This is a genomic window from Acinetobacter sp. GW821-FHT09D10, from assembly GCF_059416285.1.
On record NZ_JBWKOW010000009.1, the window covers coordinates 26,218 to 45,419 of the forward strand.

Here is a 19,202-nt window from a genome sequence, read left to right on the forward strand (position 1 = left end):
CCGTGACCCCCTTAACGTAAACTAATGGTTGTGTTTACTGCACCAACCTCATGGCTGTCTTCAAACCAGCGACTAGTAATGGTTTTGGTTTGAGTATAGAACTGTACAGCCTGTTTGCCATATGGTCCCAAATCACCAAGTTTTGAGCCTCGTGAACCCGTAAAACTAAAGAAAGGCACTGGTACAGGAATTGGAATGTTGATACCCACTTGACCAATATCAATCAAGTTTTGGAAAGTACGTGCAATCGCACCGCTTTGCGTAAATAAGCCCACACCGTTACCAAATGGGTTAGCATTGATTAAAGCAATCGCTTCCTCAAGTGTGTCTACGCAAATAATTGAAAGTACAGGTCCAAAGACTTCTTCTTTATAAATACGCATGTCGGTATTTACGCCACTAAAAATCGTCGCGCCTACAAAGTTGCCTGATTCATAGCCTTGAACTTGAACATCGCGACCATCGAGCAGCAACTCTGCACCTTGCTCAACTCCACTATTAATTAAATCAAGCACACGCGCTTTGGCACGTTTTGAAATGACAGGGCCAATATCGGTATTAGGCTCATGCCCTGCATTCACTTTTAAGGTTTTCGCTTTTTCAACTAATTCTTGAATCCACTGTTTGCTTTCACCCACCATGACTGCAACCGACAATGCCATACAGCGTTGCCCAGCAGCACCAAATGCTGCGCCCACCAAGGCATTTAAGGTTTGTTCTTTATTGGCGTCAGGCATGACAGCCACATGGTTTTTTGCACCCATCATCGACTGCACGCGTTTGCCATGTTGACCTGCAAGGTTATAAACATGCGTTCCAACCGCAGTTGAGCCAACAAATGAAATGGCTTTAATGTCTTTATGCGTACATAGACGATCAACAACTTCTTTACCACCATGCACAACGTTCAACACACCTGCTGGAATACCTGCTTGAATCGCAAGTTCAACGAGCATCATGGTTGATAACGGGTCTTGTTCTGATGGTTTTAAAACGAAGGTGTTGCCACAAACGATTGCCATTGGGAACATCCACAGTGGAATCATCGCTGGAAAGTTAAACGGCGTAATGCCGGCACACACACCCAAAGGTTGCTGCAAGGTATAAGTGTCTACACCACGTGCCACACCCTCGACATATTCACCCATTTGTAGAGTACCGATTGAACAAGCATGTTCCACCACTTCTAAACCACGTTGAATATCGCCTTCAGCATCTGCCAAGGTTTTGCCTTGTTCAGCCGTCAGTACTTGCGCAATTTCCTTCATGTTGGCACGAATCAAATCTTGCAGTTTAAGCATGATGCGCATACGTGCTTGAATTGGGGTTTGGCGCCAAGAAGCGAAAGCATCTTGTGCAGCCTGAATAGCAGCATCGACTTCTTGAACCGTTGCAAATGGTACACGACCAATCACTTCCTGAGTTGCAGGGTTAACAATGTCTTGCCATTCCTGTGTTTTAGATTCGATAAAATTTCCGTTAATGAGTAACTTAGCGGTTTCCAATTCGATTTTTTGGATTGTGTTCATAACCTCTCCGTAGGCCATATTTTTATTGTGTTCAATTATTAGAAAATACTTTTTGATCGTATTTTCTTTATTTCAGTTTCAATTGAGACTAACAAAGAAATCTTTGACCACCAACGGAAATTCATGCACGATTGATGTGCAAATATGCACAGGGATTACAATAAAAATGAAAGTGGATTGGGATCATCTACATTTTTTTCTGGTTTTAGCTCGCACTAAAACCCTAACCAATGCCGCGCGTATTATTGGGGTAGAACATAGTACGGTTGCAAGACGGATTCAGGCACTAGAACTTGCTTTGGGTACAACGCTCTTTAAGCGTGAAGCGACTGGATATGAACTGACACTCGAAGGGATGGCACTTGTTCCTCGAGTTGAGCAAATGGAACAAGCTTTCTTACAAATTGAAAAACCACATCAACCTTTACAAGGCCGTGTGCGAATTGGCACACCTGAAGGCTTTGGTACTGCATTTTTAGCCCGCTTACTGGCTGAGTTCTCCATCCAGTATCCACTGCTTACCATCGACCTGATTCCAGTGCCGAAAATGATTAAGCTCTCACACCGTGAGGCCGACATTGTGGTGTCAATTGACCGCCCAACTTCTGGGCCATATATCATTACGCGCTTGTCTGACTATTGTTTAAAAATTTATGGTAGCCAAAACTATCTGGCTCAGAACCCACCTATTCGCGGTTTAGAAGATTTAACTCAGCATCGCTTCGTGAATTATATTGATGATCTAGTCTATAGCCCCGAGCTGTACTGTTTAGAACGATTGCCCTTAAAGCTTAATGCCAACTTCCGCAGCAGCAGTATTTTGGCTCAACAAATTGCAGTAAGTGCTGGTGCAGGCCTTGCAATTTTGCCCAAGTTTTTGGCAGATGATAAACCGGAACTTGAAGAGGTGTTAGAGCAGCAAGTTCGCTTTACCCATACGTTCTGGATGTTGACCTTTGTTGATTTACAACATGAACCGCGCATTAAGTTGGTTTGGGATTATCTACGTAAGCAAGCCGATAAATATCAACATTTATTGGTTGATTAAATAGTCTAAATAAAAAAGCCAATCATGATTGATTGGCTTTTTTGAAATTATTAATCATTAATCAAAAGTTTCTTGGCCTAGTTTTTTCATGCGTGGTTTATAAAACACATGATAGCTAACGCCTAAAACCACTAACCATAATGGACTAACATATACCGCTTTTAAGGTATCTGGTTCTAATGCCAAAATCACTAAAGTGAACAAGAAAAATGCAATGACAACATACGCCATCAATACCCCGCCCGGCATTTTAAAGGTCGATTTAGCATGTAACTCTGGACTCAACTTACGGTAACGTAAATAGCATGCCATGATCAGAAGCCATACGCTAATAAAGAGAATCACACAGAGTGAACTTGCCAAAGTAAATGCTTCCATCGTGTTTGGAACAAAGTACTGCAACACTGCCCCACCCATAATGAAAATACATGAGAAGATTAAACCATTTGAAGGTACGGCACGTTTTGATAAACGCCCCAATGCACTTGGCGCCTGACCATCTTTCGATAAACCGAACAGCATACGACTGGTTGAAAACACACCGCTGTTCATAGAGGACATCACCGAAGATAGCACCACCAAGTTCATGATGATGGCAGAAACTGGAATACCGGCATTTAAGAACAACTCAACAAACGGGCTTTTATCTGCGCGAATGTGATCCCAAGGTGTTACTGACATCACCACAAAGAGTGCTAACACATAGAATAAAATAATACGAATTGGAATCGCGTTAATCGCTTTCGGTAGATTTTTCTCTGGATCTTTAGTTTCAGCGGCTGTTGTACCAATCAATTCAACGCCAATAAAGGCAAACACGGCAATCTGGAAACCTGCCAAAAATCCACTTACGCCTTTTGGAAATATACCGCCATGCGACCACACATTACTTACACTCACAACCTCGCCATGTGGAGCTTGAAAATGAGTGAGGATCATGTAACCACCGACTCCAACCAGGCCAATAATGGCCAAAATCTTAATGAGTGCGAACCAGAATTCAACTTCACCAAACAACTTCACCGTAAGAAGGTTAAGCCCTAAAATGAATAGTACACAGCCTGCACTAATCATGGCCTGTTGCATTGGTGAGAAACTGGCACCTTCGGGCAGCCAGAAACTTAAATAGTTAATGACGGCAGAAAGATCGGCTATACCCACTAACACCCAACCTAACCAATAGGTCCAGCCTATATAGTAGCCAGCCCATGGGCCGATTAAGTCATATGCCATATCAACAAATGATTTGTAATGTAAGTTGGCAAGCAGTAGTTCACCCAATGCGCGCATCAGAAAAAAGAACATGCCACCAATTAACATGTAAATCACGAGAATTGAAGGACCAGCGAGGGAGATGGTTTTGCCCGAGCCCATAAATAAGCCGGTTCCAATTGCACCGCCAATTGCAATCATTTGTAGATGGCGATTATTTAATTTCCGTTGTAAATGATCAGGGGAGCTTGCCTCATCTGAATGATGAACCATTGTCATATTAGAAGTCCTTTTTATATTTTGCTTAACTTAAATCAGCAACCTATAGGGAGAAAAACGAACCGTATATCGTGGGTTGCTGAGTCTATACCTCAGGACAAGATGTTCAAGTATATTTTTCCTTAATTGATAAATCGTTTGTCCTGTTTTTTTTAAGTCACATTATTTATGTAATGCCTTCACGGCAATTTTAATTAACATATCTGGATTCTCCAGATTAGCCGGAGTGTAGCATGCGATAATGCTATATGTACTTTTCCAATACCCTCAAAATCGCATCATTGACTCAAAAATAAACAATATTATTCCGATAAAAAATCGAAAGAAAATAAAAAAAGCCAATCATGATTGATTGGCTTTTTATTAAAACTTAATGATCATTGACGAGTTCACGTCCTAGTTTTTTCATACGTGGTTTATAGAGCACATGATAAGTGACGCCTAAAATAACCAACCATACTGGACTGACATATAGTGCTTTTAAAGTATCTGGTTCTAATGCCAAGATCACCAAAGTGAAAAGCATAAATGCCAGAACTATATAGCTCATCCAAACACCGCCCGGCATTTTAAAAGTTGATTTTTCATGTAACTCTGGACGTAATTTACGATAGCGTAAATAGCACACCATGATGAGACTCCACACACTAATGAATAGAATCACACAGAGTGAACTTGCCAAGGTAAATGCTTCCATTGTGTTTGGAACAAAGTACTGAAGTACTGCTCCGCCCATAATGAAAATACAAGAGAAAATCAAACCATTTGAAGGTACTGCACGTTTTGATAAACGGCCAAATGCACCCGGTGCCTGACCATCTTTTGATAAGCCGAACAGCATACGACTGGTTGAAAACACACCGCTGTTCATTGAAGACATCACCGAAGACAGCACCACCAAGTTCATAATGATGGCAGAAACCGGAATACCCGCATTTAAGAATAACTCAACAAACGGGCTTTTATCTGCACGGATGTGATCCCATGGTGTTACTGACATCACAATAAAGAGCGCCAACACATAGAACAAAATAATACGTATCGGAATCGCGTTAATTGCTTTTGGTAAATTCTTCTCTGGATCTTTCGTTTCAGCAGCCGTTGTACCTACAAGTTCAACCCCGACAAAAGCAAACACGGCAATCTGGAAACCAGCCAAGAAGCCTTCAGTACCTTTGGGGAATAAACCGCCATGCGACCAAACATTACTCATGCTTGCTACAGCACCTTGCGGAGCTTGGAAATGGCTGAAAATCATGTAACCACCCACGCCAATTAGACCAATAATGGCCAAAATCTTGATGAGTGCAAACCAGAATTCGATTTCACCAAATAAACGTACTGTCAGAAGGTTAAGACCCATCACAAACAACACACAGCCTGCACTAATCATGGCTTGTTGAGTTGGAGAGAAGCTCGCGCCATCGGGCAGCCAGAAACCTAAATAGTTGATGACCGCTGAAAGGTCCGCAATACCCACCAGCACCCAACCTAACCAATAGGTCCAGCCCAAATAATAACCAGCCCAAGGACCAATCAGGTCATGAGCCATATCCACAAAAGATTTGTAATGCAGATTTGCAAGGAGCAACTCGCCCATTGCACGCATTAAGAAAAAGAACATTCCTCCAATGATCATATAGATCAAAAGGATTGAAGGACCTGCGAGGGAGATGGTTTTACCCGAGCCCATAAATAGGCCGGTTCCTATTGCACCGCCAATTGCAATCAGTTGTAAATGACGGTTAGACAGTTTTCGTTGCAGATGATCAGGAGAAGTTTCCGTATCTGAATGACGAGCCGTTGTCATATGAAAATTCCTTTTTTAATTCCTTTGTTAAGATCAGCAACCTATGGCGAAAATCGAACCGTATACCATAGGTCACTGAATCTGTTCACCAAAAAATGACTGGTTAAACCGTATCTATCTTCCTTCTGTTAGATACATCATCATTTTTGGAGTAAAAACGAATTACTTTTGTGCTGCCGTCACGGCAATTTCAATGAGCCAGTCTGGATTAACCAAATCGGCCTGAATTGTGGCACGCGATGGAGCAACACACCCTTTTAACCAATCAACCCAAATCGCATTTACGGTTGAGAAGTCAGAAAGATTTTTTAAATAGAGCTGCGCAGAGAGCAAGCGAGATTTGTCGGTATCGGCAAGCGCCAAAAGTTCATCAATCGTTGCAAGAATTTCACGAGTTTGGCCTGCCACGTCTTGCTCGGTATTTTTAGGTACCTGACCTGACAAATAAACCACTTTGTTAAAAACAGTCACGGCGCTCATGACTTCGTTAGTGTTAATCTTTTGTATATCTGAATTAGACATTCGGATTTCCTTATACCTGATTAATAAATTGAACACGGGCGGTGACGGCACACATCAGTTCATACCCCACCGTACCGGATGAAACTGCGACATCATCAATAGGCAAAATAACGCCTGTACTTGATTGTCCCCAAAGCACTACTTCGCTGCCAACTTTGGCATCTTCAATACCCGTTAAATCGACTGCCAACATATCCATGCTGACGCGGCCGATTGTACGAGTACGTACCGAGTCCACTAAAACCGGAGTACCTGTTGGTGAAATACGCTGATAACCATCGGCATATCCGCAAGCGACAATCCCAATCGTCATGGGCTGCTCTGCGACAAAGTTTGAGCCATAACCTACGCTTTCATTCGGCTCTAAACGCTGAACGGAAATAATTTCACTGCGTAAGCTCATGGTCGGTTGTAAGCCCCAATCGACAATACTATGCGTTGGATAGTCAGGCGAGCTGCCATAGAGCATGATGCCGCTACGTGCATAATCTGATTTGAGCTGGTCTTGATAACGCAGAATCGCAGCACTATTACTTACCGACCTTTCACCCGGTAAATCTTTAATAATGTCTTCAAATGCACTGATTTGATAATCAATACCTTGCTGGCCAAAACGATCGCCATCTGCATCTGAAAAATGCATCATGTGCGTAATCTTGGAGACGTTTGCTAAATTATTTAAACGTTCCCATACCTGAACATAGTGCTGTGGTTTAAAACCAAGACGGTTCATGCCACTGTTCATTTTTAGGCAAACATCAAATTGTGCCGGATAAGGATGCTTTTGAACCCACTCAATCTGCTCTTCACTATGAATGGTGAAACTAAGCTGATACTGCACACAATCAAATAAATCTTGAGGAGAAAAAATTCCTTCGAGTAAAAGAATTGGACCTGTCCAACCTAGAGCACGAATTCGTTTTGCTTCATCAAGATCAAGTAAGGCAAAGCCATCTGCTGCTTTAAATGCTTCATAGACACGTTCAATTCCATGTCCATAAGCATTGGCTTTTACAACGGCAAAGACCTTACTGTTTGGCATAGCCTTGCGTACCACTGCCAAGTTGTTTTGTAAGGCTTGACGGTGGATGACTGCGGTAATAGGACGAGGCATGATTTATTTCCTAAAGTCCGTTACGCAGCATGCGCATGAGAATAGCGCTGAATTGAAAGACCATCAGTACTGATTTCAGTCTTATGATTCAAGACGATGTCGCTGATTAATTTTCCTGAACCACATGCCATCGTCCAGCCTAGAGTCCCATGACCTGTATTCAAGAACAGATTTTTAAAGCGAGTCGCACCAATAATTGGGGTACTGTCTGGCGTCATTGGACGTAAACCAGTCCAGAAAGATGCCTGTGCCATATCACCGCCCGGGAACAAGTCCTGAGTCACCATTTGCAAGGTTGCACGGCGGTCGTCGTTAAGACCTAAATTGAAACCACTTAACTCAGCCATTCCACCTACACGAATACGTTGGTCAAAACGGGTAATTGCAATTTTGTAGGTTTCATCAAGCACAGTAGATTGCGGAGCAAAAGCAGGGTCAATAATTGGAATCGTCAATGAGTAACCTTTCACAGGATATACAGGCAACTGTAAATCGAGTGGTTTCAAGAAATCACGTGAATAACTACCAAATGCTAGAACATAACGATCTGCGGTTAAGACTTTGCCATTGACCTGAACGCCCTTAATTTGATCGCCTTCAACAATCAATTTTTCTACGTTCTGATTAAACTGAAAATTAACACCCAATTCTTTGGCAATTTGAGCTAAAGCATTAGTAAATAAATAACAGTCGCCTGTCTCATCATTTGGTAAATGTAAACCACCAACCAGTTTATCTTGGGTATTTGCTAAAGCTGGCTCTACACGGCCAAGTTCGTTGCCATTTAATAATTCGTAACTTACGCCGCATTCTTGTAGCACGCTAATGTCGCGTTGAACCGCTTCCATTTGCGCTTCTTTACGGAATAACTGCAAAGTGCCTTTCGCACGGTTTTCGTAATTAATACCTGTATCTTTTCTTAATTCACGTAAGCAGTCACGGCTGTATTCAGCCACACGCATCATACGTTCTTTGTTCACAGCATAACTTTGTGGATTACAGTTTTTCAGCATTTGCGCCATCCACTGTAACTGCCACATGCTGCCATCTAAATTAATAGCAAGCGGTGCGTGGTGCTGGAACATCCACTTCACAGCTTTAAAAGGAATTCCTGGTGCTGCCCAAGGGGTTGAATACCCTGGCGAAATTTGACCTGCATTACCAAAACTTGTTTCTTCAGCAGGACCTGACTGTCGATCAAGAACAGTGACCTCAGCTCCTTGTTGAGCTAGATAATAGGCACTTGCCACTCCGATAACGCCGCTACCTAATACAATTACGCGCATTTCTATTCCCTCACGCACACCAGTTTATTTCACTAGTATATTTCCGCCCCAATAGTTTATTTCACTGTTTTTAAGGCTATAATCTAGGTAAATTTATGTTTTTATCACAAGAATTTTAAAAAAAGAGGAAATATCTATGCGCCCCTTAGATCGTATAGATCGCATGATTCTGGATATTTTGCAGCGTGAAGGACGAATTGCGATTAGTGAATTGGCATCGAGAGTCAACCTGTCGACCACCCCCTGTTCAGAGCGTGTCAAACGACTTGAACGCGATGGCATCATCATGGGTTACTTCGCACGACTAAATCCAGCTTATGTAGACCGTAATCTGCTCGTTTTTTTAGAAATTAAACTATCAGCCAAATCTGGCGATGTATTTGATCAGGTTGCCAGAGACTTAGTCGAGATTCCTGAAGTACTCGAATGTCACCTCATTTCAGGTGAGTTTGACTATCTTGTAAAAGCCCGATTAAAAGAAATGAGTGCCTACCGCCGCTTGTTAGGAGATCTGTTAAAGAAACTCCCCGCTTCGGCATCTTCACATAGTTATGTGGTCATGGAAGAAGTCAAAGAAACTCTATATCTAGATGTGAGTAAGTAAAGCGAGGCCACTATTGAACTCGCTTTACCCATATTTTGAATATTAGAAATATTTTAAAATCGAAATATGTTTATTTTGATGCTTAAACTTCGAGAACCACTTAACCGCTGGATAGAGTGCAAAAGACAGCACAATCGTAATTAACCACAGCATCCATACATGATTAACCGATAAATAATTGCCGTAGTTGGCTCCCCACATACTTATTGCAAATACATACATCAGTTTCAACACATATAAATGCAGTAAATAAAAGAACATAGGCACCGAGCCAAACATCACCAATGGTTTTAAAAATGAATATTGCTGCATACGTTCAAAAGTAATCAGCACGATTAAACCGATTCCAACATTCAGCAAAATAAACAGTAAAGATGGTGGATATTTTGTGAGATTAAAAAAGCTCATTAACGTCAGTTGTAGTGACTCAAAATGCTGCCACGGCTGGTCACCATAGATATTCATAAAACGAAGTAAAATGAAGAATCCAATACTTGCCAGACCGATACTCAATAAATAGCGGCTTCTTTGTTTTGCAGTATATTTTGAACTAAAGAATTGGCCTAAAACATACCCCAGCAAAATAACACCAATCCAAGGCAAAACAGGATAGCTTGTTCTGAGCTTTATACCTACAAACTCAATCCAGCCACGCTCGTGTAAAACGAACCATATATTCTGTAAAAAACCGTTTGTAAAATGCACAGAATCTAATAAGTTATGCCCAAAAATAATCACTAAAGCTGCACCAGTAAGAACAGGTAAAGGCAAACTCACACAACCAGCCAACACCACCATGCTAATACCAATCGCCCATATCACCTGTAAGTAAATGACTTCTGGTGGAAAAGTTGCTGTCCAAGCAAAGTTCACCAATGTCAGCTCTAACACAATTAAAAATAGACCGCGCTTCAATAAAAACGCACGGGTTTGCTGTAAATCCTGTTTTTTTGAATGAAATAAAAAAGCCGAAATACCTGTTAAAAGAACAAAAACCGGAGCACAAATATGTGCCAATAACCGACTACCAAATAATGCAGGCTCAGTCACTGTTACATCCATTGGATCTATGACCTGCTTATGCAAATAGAAAGTTTCTCTCACATGGTCGAGCAACATAATCAAGATGACCAAGCCACGTAAGGCATCAATCGACTGTAAACGCTCAATATTTTTTTCTAAAGACATAGCGATAATCAATAAAATAATGTAACGTTATATTATTACATTTAATCCCTTTTGTCTTTCATGGCTGCTCATTTATGCAACACAAATTAGGTTTGTTGTCTTCCTTAGGTCTATCGTTTATATCGACACTCAGTTGGGGAGAAGAAACGTCAACGGTACTTGAGACCATACGCGTTCAGGCTGAAACTACCCAAGAAGATGTAAGTCAAAATAGTTCAGCGACTAAATTTTCTCATGATGTTTTAGATGTCCCTTTCAATCGTGCTTTTGTTTCTAAGCAGGTGATGGAGCAACAAGACGTTCAACGGATTGATGATGCATTAACTTTAGTGAGTGGGGTTTTTCATCAGAATAATTATGGTGGTGGTTTTTGGGATAATTACTCTTTCCGAGGTTTTAGTGGTGATCCAAACTTAGGGGCAACCATGATCCGTAATGGTTTGAGTGTAAACCGAGGTATTAGTGCTCCCAAAGACATCGTAAATATTGACTCTTTAGAGTTTTTAAAAGGACCAATGGCTGCCCTCTACGGACGTGGAGAAACAGGTGGTTTGCTCAATCTAAATAGTAAAAAACCACAGTGGGAAAGCGAAAGTGAAATTAACTTACGCGCAAATAGCCAAGAACAATATCGAATGAGTCTAGAACACACTGCGCCGATTAACAATGAACTGGCCTATCGTTTAGCAGTTGCTCATGAAGATAATCAAAGCTTCCGTGATCATGTTAGTAGTGAGCGCTGGTTCTTTTCGCCGCAGTTCACATGGAAAATTTCAGACCAGACTCAACTCGACTTTGACAGTGAATTTACAGAGCACAAAGGGACCTTTGACCGTGGTGTAAGCACAGTCAATCACCAGTTTGTGATGGACCCGAAAACCTTTACGGGTGAACCTGATGACGGCGATATGAAAGTAAAAGATTACTTTTACCAGTTACGTCTTAGTCATGAATTTAACTCTGACTGGAAACTTAATAGTGCCGTCAGTTATAAAGATGCTCAAATGGTCGGCTTTTCGACCGAACCACGACGCCTACAAGCCGATGGTCGTACTTTAGAACGTCAACGCCGCTATCGTGATTATCAAAGTGAAGACGTGCTGGCTCAAACAGAGTTACTCGGCAAAATTGATACATCTTGGGCTCGACATGAAATTTTACTTTCAACTGAGCTTGGTCAACTCGATTATCAACAATATCAACTTCGTCGTAACCACAGCTCAGGCATGCCAAATACAATTGATATTTACCAACCTGAATATGGGAAATATTTACCAGATTTAGCACCGTTCACCAACACCAAAGAACAGCAACGTTACTTTGCTCTGAATGTACAAGATCAAATCTTTTTTAATGATCAATGGAGTGTGCTTTTCGGCAACCGTTTTGATCAGGTCGAACAAGACTTTAAAAATCACCTGACTCAGACCGAAAGTAACCAGACACTTCATCAAAATAGTCCGCGTTTCGGAGTAAATTTTAAAGCCTCTGACCAATGGGCTTTTTATACAAACTATGGTCGCTCATTTGCGATGAATAGTGGTATGAACCGAAATGGTCAAACCTTTGCTCCTGAAAAAGGTGAAAGCTATGAGGTTGGCACCAAATATAAAATAAACGATCACAGCGTGCTTAGCCTTGCTCTATTTAAAATGAAAAAACAGAATGTGCTGACGACAGACCCGATCGACAACAACTTTCAAACCGCAGCAGGTGAAGTTAGCAGTAAAGGGATTGAATTTGACTTCAATAGCCAGATCAATGACCGCTGGCTCGTCAATGCCAATTATAGTTATACCGATGCTCAAATTGAAAAAGACCAAGACCTAGCTAAGGGTGCGCGTCTGAGTAATGTTCCAAAACACCAAGGTTCAATCAGCACCAATTATGAGTTTCTGCAAGAAGGCACGAAAAAGGCAGGTGTAGGTGCCAACCTCACCTATGTCGGTGAGCGCAGTGGTCATAACCTTGATAATGGCTTTAATTTGCCGAGTTATATGCTGGTGAATTTAAATGGCTACTATGCTCCATCTGACCGCTTACGTTATCAGCTTAATGTGAACAACATATTTGATAAAACTTACTATGTCTCAAGCTATAGTGATTTGTGGGTTCAACCAGGTGATTCACTCAATGCCTCAATTTCGGCACAGTGGAAATTTTAATTCATCCACAATTGAAAAAGCCCGAAAATTTTCGGGCTTTTCACTAGAACATACCGTTTTCATTGACGAGTGGGTCAGGCTGTATTTGCCCAATGTCCCAAAACTCAGCAATTTTTCCATTTTCAAAACGACAAATGTGAACCACTGCCAAGGTTGTTAACCCGTTCATTTGCATTTCAAGTTTAGAATGCACAGCGACTAAATCACCATCTTCAATGACATGTTGAACTTCAAAGACTTTGTTCGGCGTTTCAGCCGCGCTTTCACGCATTCCTTCCTTTAAAGAAGTCGCATCACCTGCATAATAAGGGTTGTGATGCTTGAAGTTTGGAGCAGTATAATTGCTGTAGGCTTCATCGACTTCACCAGCAGCGGCAAGCTCTAAAAACCGTACAGCAATTTGTTTTTGAGATAAGTTCATGTTATCTCCTACCCGTTATTTTAGACCTTACTGCAACAGGTCATCTTCTTCATCCTCATCAAAGACATAGGCCATGCACCCCCATCCATCATATTCGCCCTGAAATTTTTCAGCGATGCTGGTAAACCATTGTTCCAAATCAACAATATCTGAATACTCTGGTTCCATGTTAACAAAGACCGTAATCACCCATTCATTTGGCTCAACAGAATCATCTTGAAAGAGTGAAACCTTTTGTTCTTGGTACAGTAAATAGAGTGAACATTGCTCTGCATTTTTCTGATCTTGAAAAGCAATAGAAAATTCAATTTCATGCAGATCAGTTAAATCATCCCCGTCTTCAGCCATTTGCCAAAGTACATTGCCGTTATCGTCATCTGGAAATTGTTCGTAATCACGAGTCATAATATGATCCCTTGTTGTTGTTGCCGTATTAATATTATTCGGCATTAAGAATACCCGACTTTTATTGCAGTTTGGGTATATATTCCGTTCCCAATTGCATCAAATTAATTTTTTTAATTATATAAATTTTAAAAAGGCACCTTCGATTCAATCACCACATCTGTTCCATTTAATGGATGCTGAAAAGCGAGATATGCTGCATGTAACGCCATACGGTTTAAGTGAAATTGTTTAGGTTCAGGGTGATATAACTTGTCACCCATAATCGGATGTCCAATATGCATCATGTGTACACGTAGCTGATGCGAACGCCCTGTCACTGGCTCTAATAAAACGCGGCTTTGATCTGTTTCAGTACAATATGAGAGAGGCTGATATAAAGTTTTAGCATGTTTGCCCAACTCAAAATGCACAATTTGTCTCGGGCGATTTTCCCAATCAGTAATGAGCGGAACCTCGACACTCCCCTCTTGTTTCAATTGCCCTTGTACCAAAGCAATATAATGCTTTTTGACCGTTCTAGCCTGAAACATTTTACTCACCGCAACTTCTGCATCACGATGCTTGGCAAACATAAGCAAACCCGAAGTTGCCATATCTAAACGATGAGTCACTTTGGCTAAAGGGAACTTTTCAAGCACCCGTAAATAGGCACTATCATGATGTTCAGGCAACCGCCCCATAACCGACAATAGACCCGCTGGCTTATCAACCACGACCAGATCGTCATCTTCAAATAGGATTGAAAGCGGATCTTGTGGCGGAGCATAAACAAAGTGGTCGTTTAAAGGCATTGTCGTAGAAACAGCAAGGGAGCATGGCGGCAGATCATAAAGAAATTTCAAATTTATCGCAAAATATTCTATACAGCTCATCATGTTCCACGTGAAACTCAGATTCAATTTTTACCGTTTTTTATTCATTTCAGATAAAAGATCGAGCTGAATTTCTTGAATATGCGCAAGTCTTTCCCATTGATGCGATAAAAGATGATCCATTTTTTCATGTAAATGTCTAATTTCAAGCTCAGCTTTTAAATTAATTTGATAGTCATGTTGAGCACGTAACCGATCTTTTACCTCTTGTCGATTTTGACTCATCATAATGACAGGTGCCTGAATTGCAGCTAAACATGACAAGACCAGATTAAGCAAAATAAATGGATAAGGATCAACTGGATGCACAACCATCACTACAGTATTTAAAATGATCCAAGCCACTAAAAATAGTCCAAAACAAGTTAAAAAGACCCAACTTCCGCCAAAAGAGGCTATTTTATCTGCTAGTTTTTCACCCAAAGTCCAATTTTGATCGAACTCTGTCTCTGTATTTCGACTAATCAGCTCATGCCGTTGCATACTGCCAATCACTTCATTTTCTAAAGTTGTTAACTCGCCTTTTTCTGAACGCAATAGTGATTGCACATATTTAATACGGTAGTCTGCCAAATCAGCACGACAAATAAAGGTTGAAAAAGACCAATCCGGATAATCTTTCAAGATTTCTTCACCAATGACATCTCGAATGACTTCACCAGAGACCAGATCTTTTAAGGGAAAGCTCTTTCCACAAACGGCGCATTGGCGACACTGGTTTTTATTGTCCATTTTATTCAGCTCGCAATTATAATAATAAGGATATTATATAAACGATTTCAACAGATAACATCGTAAATAAAAATAGTACTCTAACCCAATATCTGTAAAGTGGCTGGTACTATTTTTCGGTGGGCAGGAATCACTGGCACCATGTAGAGTCGTCCAAGCAAATTTTTAATATGCACTACTGTGGTTATGGTCAGTACTTGAGTCTTTTCATTCTTATAAATAGATAAAGTCACATTTAAATGTTTATCGTCATCGCCAACCACTAACTCATTTTCGGTACGCTGTAACAAGGTAAAAATTCCAATCCGGTCACCAGCTACATATTCATTTTCTTTTTTATGCGCATCAATTTGCTTAAAACTTCCTAAATCTTTAAGCCCAATCTTTGAAGTAATTTTATTACGTAAATTCATACTCCATTCTATCCATTGAGGCGTGTGATGGAACAGTTTAATAAGCTGCCCAAATACATTAAGGTCTGGTTGGCCAAGCACAATACTCCACGAATCGTGGAAGTAAGCATTGTTCAATTGAGATGAGATTTGGCTGTCATGCGGCAAGGCAGAAAGATAAGGCTTATTCATAAATTATATTCTTGTGAAGTATCGTTTTTATTATAGAGAATTTTTTAGGGTGTCAAGGGAAAACATCTATGGTTTACTTCAACAATTATAACTTTGTAAGTTAGAACCTTATGCCTATAAACTTTTGATCTATAGCGTCCTAAGCCGAATCGAGACCTTTTGGGTGAGTACACACTAACGTTATACGTTTTGGTGCATGCTACTCTTTTCGATCCCTATCACACCCTTGAGATATAGTTTAGCCAGCACCCTGCGGGATTGTTTTTCTAAGAACAGCTAATTTTAAATATTTTTGGGAATTTTTACGCCATTAAGCAAATTAAAAAGAATTTATTACCATTTCAGTATAATTAGTTAAATTTAAATTCCACTTTATTTGTATTTTACGGTTTATTTTACCAAGTCATTAACTATTTTGGGACAGTACATCAGAATATAAAAAATTAAATTACCCTTCACTTCTTCAGTCATGAAGGGCAAAAATCTTTTATGAAGATATAAAACCATGCTTACGAGCATTGCAAACGGTGCATAACGCGATGAGAGCAAACACCAGCATAATCCATGGAAAAGAAGCTGCACCAAAGCTTTCAAGTAATCCACCGCCAACCATTCCACCGCATGCAATAGCAAGGTTAAACATAGTAACCAACATGGACTGTGCGACATCTGCTTCATGACCCGCAGTATTTGCTAAAGCTGTTTGTAATAATGTTGGAGCGCCCCCAAAAGTTACTCCCCACAGCACAACGCCAGTTATAACTACAAAACTCGAAGAGCTGTAAGCACCTAACAGTATTGTTGCGATAGCAAATACAAATAAGCTTAAAAGCGTTATTTTTCTTAATGATCGATCGATAAACACACCTGTAATCAAGATGCCTACAATTGAAGAAATACCGAATACAAAAAGTATCGTCTCGACTTTGTATGCCTGCCCTGTTGAAGCTAAGAAAGGTGAAATATAAGTATAAAGAATGCTATGAGCCAATATCCAAAGGAAGACGACTGCTAAAACAGCTCTAATGCCCGGCATTAAAAGAACTTTTAAAATGGGCCACCTTTTTTGTGCTGACTGTCCCGCAAAATCAGTAATACAAAAGCGTATCCAGACAAATAAAATCAAAGCCAGTAAAGACATGATCCAAAATACGCCACGCCACTCAAACAGCGTTCCCAACCAAGCACCCAAAGGCACACCAATCGATAAAGCAATTGGTTGCCCAACCCCAGCAATTGCTAAAGCTCGACCTTGATACGATGCTGGGACCATGCGTCTTACATAACCCGCTAAAAGCCCCCATATAACGCCCGCCGCCATACCTGCAATGAAACGAGCAATCAAAGTCAAAATATAATCATTTGATAAGGCAGTAATCGCATTAAATAAAAGTAAACCCGCAATAGCACTGAGTAATAAGGGTCTCCGATTCCAACTACGAGTAAGACTAATCAGAGGTATTGCCGCTAAAACCGAGCCCAAGGCATACACTGCTATAAGCTGCCCTGCGTATGCCTCTGAAATATTTAGCCCTTGGCTGATTTGGGGCAAAAGCCCTGCTGGCATGGTTTCCGTCATGATGGTCAGAAAACCTGCAACAGTAAAAGCCAACAGTTTCCAAATCGGTAATTGAGCAGAGAACTCTTCACTTAACTGATGAGATGTTTCATCACTCTTAATATTCATAAGGTTTTAATCTCAAACTCTTTTTCAGCGGACTTACTATGCTCTGCATAGCTATATACTTGTTTTACAACGTTAGGATAGGAAGACATTTGTTCTCCATGTGTACTAAAAATTAGATTTTAGGAACGATCATTCCAGTTGGAGTTAAATAAAAACCTTAACTATCCAGCTCTACAATAGTTAAGGTTTAAATGAGTTTTATAAAACGTTTAAAGCAATCTCCACCACATCCATTAAAGTTTGCTTTCTTCGTTCAAGCGGGCTGCCTTTGCCTAAAACACGTAAACCTTGCATGGTGTTCAGAAAGAAACTTGCCAATGCACGTGGGTTTTGGGTAGAAGCAATTTCACCAGATTGTTGAGCTTTAATTAATAAATTCTCTAAAGCATGCTGTATTTTCTGTAGATTACTTACAACAAATTGAGTGACATCTGCATCATGACCAGCCAACTCTAAACACGCATTTGCGACCAGACAGCCTTTGTGTTCTTCATCATTTAGCTCATCTTCAACCACATTAATCAGTAATTGCCGAATAAGTTCTTTCGGTGAGGCTGAACCAGATAGCAACTTCACATTATTAAGCGTAGTTAAAAGTTCATAGCGTTGTAATGCTTTTTGATAAAGCCCCTGTTTACTCTGAAACGTACTGTAAAGGCTACTTCGAGATAATCCCGTACCATCGACTAAGTCTTGAACTGAAGTCGCTGCATATCCATGACGCCAAAAAACATGCATGGCTGCATCAGCAATTTCATCAATTTCAAATTCTTTTGTTCGCATAAGTAGACTTAACAGGAACGATCGTTCCAATTAATTTATGATAGGAAGATAGAGAAGTCAAATTAAAAGTTATTTTATCAATCGTTGTCCCATCTGGATCATTCAAACCAAACTTACTCATTACTGCTTTTAAGATTTTTTGTTTTGCTCTTTCAGTATTATTTTTTATAGATAACTTTTTCGCTTGAATACATTATAAAAACATATTATAAACTATTTCTAACCAAATAATTGGTTTTTGGAACTTTATAATGAACAACAATATTATAATCTTTGGTTATGGAACAGGTATTTCTAAAGCCGTAGCACATAAATTTGGTAAAGAAGGCTATAAAATCGGGTTAGTGGCACGAAATGCCGAAAAACTCGAAAAGGCCATTTTAGAACTTAAAACACATGGTATTGAAGCTTACGCTTTTACATGTGATTTAGCGGTTCTTGAAAACATACCAAATCTTATTAAATGCATTAAAGATCAATTAGGAGAGATTAAAAATATTCATTGGAATGCTTCCCATGATATTGAAGGCAACATATTAGAAACCCCTCCACTGGAGCTTACCAAAAGCTTTCATATTCGCGTTTCGAGCTATATTGCTACGGTACAAGCTTGCCTACGTGATTTAGAAAAAAATCATGGCAGCATTTTATCGACAAATGGAATTTTCGCGTTCGATGCGGTCGGAATAGATTTAGTTGCCAAAGAATATTCATCATTAGCAATTACTGCTGCCGCCCAATATAAAACCACCAACTTACTTGCTCATAGTCTAGCTGACTCAAATGTTTACGTGAGCCAAGTCATTGTTAACGGTTTCGTAGATGGAACACCAGGCACAGAAGATAAAAGCTACACGGTACATCCAAAAACCATTGCGGAACAGTTCTGGTACTTACACCAGCATAAGCAAGAAACTGTCTCTCTATGTGGAGAAGCCATTCAAGCTGCTTAAAATTG

General features: G+C 40.3%; 18 protein-coding genes. 4 read left to right on the top strand and 14 right to left on the bottom strand.

Annotated features, from left to right (window positions below):
• Positions 1 to 11 precede the first annotated feature (11 nt).
• Positions 12 to 1,529 (bottom strand): CoA-acylating methylmalonate-semialdehyde dehydrogenase, encoded by a 1,518-nt coding sequence (locus AC07M3_RS16810; protein WP_209735222.1) that lies wholly within the window; start codon positions 1,527 to 1,529, stop codon positions 12 to 14.
• A 166-nt stretch (positions 1,530 to 1,695) separates the two neighbouring features.
• Here AC07M3_RS16810 and AC07M3_RS16815 point away from each other — a divergent pair, with 166 nt between their 5' ends.
• Positions 1,696 to 2,577 carry a LysR family transcriptional regulator gene (locus AC07M3_RS16815; protein ID WP_016142532.1) on the top strand — a complete coding sequence of 294 codons (882 nt, stop codon included), beginning with the start codon at positions 1,696 to 1,698 and terminating at the stop codon, positions 2,575 to 2,577.
• A 57-nt stretch (positions 2,578 to 2,634) separates the two neighbouring features.
• Here AC07M3_RS16815 and AC07M3_RS16820 read toward each other — a convergent pair whose 3' ends face one another.
• The 5 genes from AC07M3_RS16820 to AC07M3_RS16840 all read right to left on the bottom strand — a co-directional run bounded on the left by AC07M3_RS16820 (position 2,635) and on the right by AC07M3_RS16840 (position 8,800).
• Positions 2,635 to 4,068 carry an amino acid permease gene (locus AC07M3_RS16820; RefSeq protein ID WP_004640465.1) on the bottom strand — a complete coding sequence of 478 codons (1,434 nt, stop codon included), beginning with the start codon at positions 4,066 to 4,068 and terminating at the stop codon, positions 2,635 to 2,637.
• Between the two features lie 370 nt (positions 4,069 to 4,438).
• Complete coding sequence (locus AC07M3_RS16825; RefSeq protein WP_494567850.1) at positions 4,439 to 5,878, bottom strand: amino acid permease; 1,440 nt, start codon at positions 5,876 to 5,878, stop codon at positions 4,439 to 4,441.
• 162 nt (positions 5,879 to 6,040) lie between these two features.
• Positions 6,041 to 6,400 (bottom strand): RidA family protein, encoded by a 360-nt coding sequence (locus tag AC07M3_RS16830; RefSeq protein ID WP_005037543.1) that lies wholly within the window; start codon positions 6,398 to 6,400, stop codon positions 6,041 to 6,043.
• A 10-nt stretch (positions 6,401 to 6,410) separates the two neighbouring features.
• Positions 6,411 to 7,514, bottom strand: a complete 1,104-nt coding sequence (gene alr, locus AC07M3_RS16835; RefSeq protein WP_494567849.1) for an alanine racemase — start codon at positions 7,512 to 7,514, stop codon at positions 6,411 to 6,413.
• A gap of 20 nt (positions 7,515 to 7,534) precedes the next feature.
• Positions 7,535 to 8,800 (bottom strand): D-amino acid dehydrogenase, encoded by a 1,266-nt coding sequence (locus tag AC07M3_RS16840; RefSeq protein ID WP_494567848.1) that lies wholly within the window; start codon positions 8,798 to 8,800, stop codon positions 7,535 to 7,537.
• A 136-nt stretch (positions 8,801 to 8,936) separates the two neighbouring features.
• Here AC07M3_RS16840 and AC07M3_RS16845 point away from each other — a divergent pair, with 136 nt between their 5' ends.
• Entirely contained in the window at positions 8,937 to 9,404 is a 468-nt protein-coding gene (locus tag AC07M3_RS16845; RefSeq protein ID WP_003655656.1) for an Lrp/AsnC ligand binding domain-containing protein, read from the top strand.
• Positions 9,405 to 9,446: 42 nt separating this feature from the next.
• Here AC07M3_RS16845 and AC07M3_RS16850 read toward each other — a convergent pair whose 3' ends face one another.
• The gene (locus AC07M3_RS16850) at positions 9,447 to 10,592 is read right to left on the bottom strand and encodes an acetyltransferase domain-containing protein (protein WP_494567847.1); all 1,146 of its coding nucleotides are present in this window, start codon (positions 10,590 to 10,592) and stop codon (positions 9,447 to 9,449) included.
• Between the two features lie 74 nt (positions 10,593 to 10,666).
• On the opposite strand from AC07M3_RS16850, the gene AC07M3_RS16855 reads away from it, so the two are divergent.
• Positions 10,667 to 12,757, top strand: coding sequence for a TonB-dependent siderophore receptor (locus AC07M3_RS16855; RefSeq protein WP_494567846.1), 2,091 nt, complete (start codon positions 10,667 to 10,669; stop codon positions 12,755 to 12,757).
• A gap of 43 nt (positions 12,758 to 12,800) precedes the next feature.
• On the opposite strand, the gene AC07M3_RS16860 is transcribed toward AC07M3_RS16855, so the two are convergent.
• The 7 genes from AC07M3_RS16860 to AC07M3_RS16890 form a co-directional block, all read right to left on the bottom strand.
• Positions 12,801 to 13,178, bottom strand: coding sequence for a nuclear transport factor 2 family protein (locus tag AC07M3_RS16860; protein WP_004640449.1), 378 nt, complete (start codon positions 13,176 to 13,178; stop codon positions 12,801 to 12,803).
• A 27-nt stretch (positions 13,179 to 13,205) separates the two neighbouring features.
• Complete coding sequence (locus tag AC07M3_RS16865) at positions 13,206 to 13,583, bottom strand: ribonuclease E inhibitor RraB (protein WP_494567866.1); 378 nt, start codon at positions 13,581 to 13,583, stop codon at positions 13,206 to 13,208.
• Positions 13,584 to 13,711: 128 nt separating this feature from the next.
• Positions 13,712 to 14,377 (bottom strand): RluA family pseudouridine synthase, encoded by a 666-nt coding sequence (locus tag AC07M3_RS16870; RefSeq protein WP_494567865.1) that lies wholly within the window; start codon positions 14,375 to 14,377, stop codon positions 13,712 to 13,714.
• Positions 14,378 to 14,488: 111 nt separating this feature from the next.
• Positions 14,489 to 15,190 (bottom strand): DUF1003 domain-containing protein, encoded by a 702-nt coding sequence (locus tag AC07M3_RS16875; protein ID WP_003655668.1) that lies wholly within the window; start codon positions 15,188 to 15,190, stop codon positions 14,489 to 14,491.
• A gap of 80 nt (positions 15,191 to 15,270) precedes the next feature.
• On the bottom strand, positions 15,271 to 15,774 hold the full coding sequence (locus AC07M3_RS16880; RefSeq protein ID WP_151743782.1) for a DUF2867 domain-containing protein: 504 nt from the start codon (positions 15,772 to 15,774) through the stop codon (positions 15,271 to 15,273).
• 487 nt (positions 15,775 to 16,261) lie between these two features.
• Entirely contained in the window at positions 16,262 to 17,461 is a 1,200-nt protein-coding gene (locus AC07M3_RS16885) for an MFS transporter (protein WP_494567845.1), read from the bottom strand.
• Between the two features lie 198 nt (positions 17,462 to 17,659).
• Entirely contained in the window at positions 17,660 to 18,244 is a 585-nt protein-coding gene (locus AC07M3_RS16890; protein ID WP_494567844.1) for a TetR/AcrR family transcriptional regulator, read from the bottom strand.
• 251 nt (positions 18,245 to 18,495) lie between these two features.
• Here AC07M3_RS16890 and AC07M3_RS16895 point away from each other — a divergent pair, with 251 nt between their 5' ends.
• Positions 18,496 to 19,197: an SDR family NAD(P)-dependent oxidoreductase gene (locus AC07M3_RS16895; protein ID WP_494567843.1), complete on the top strand. Its 702-nt coding sequence runs from the start codon at positions 18,496 to 18,498 to the stop codon at positions 19,195 to 19,197.
• Positions 19,198 to 19,202: the final 5 nt, after the last annotated feature.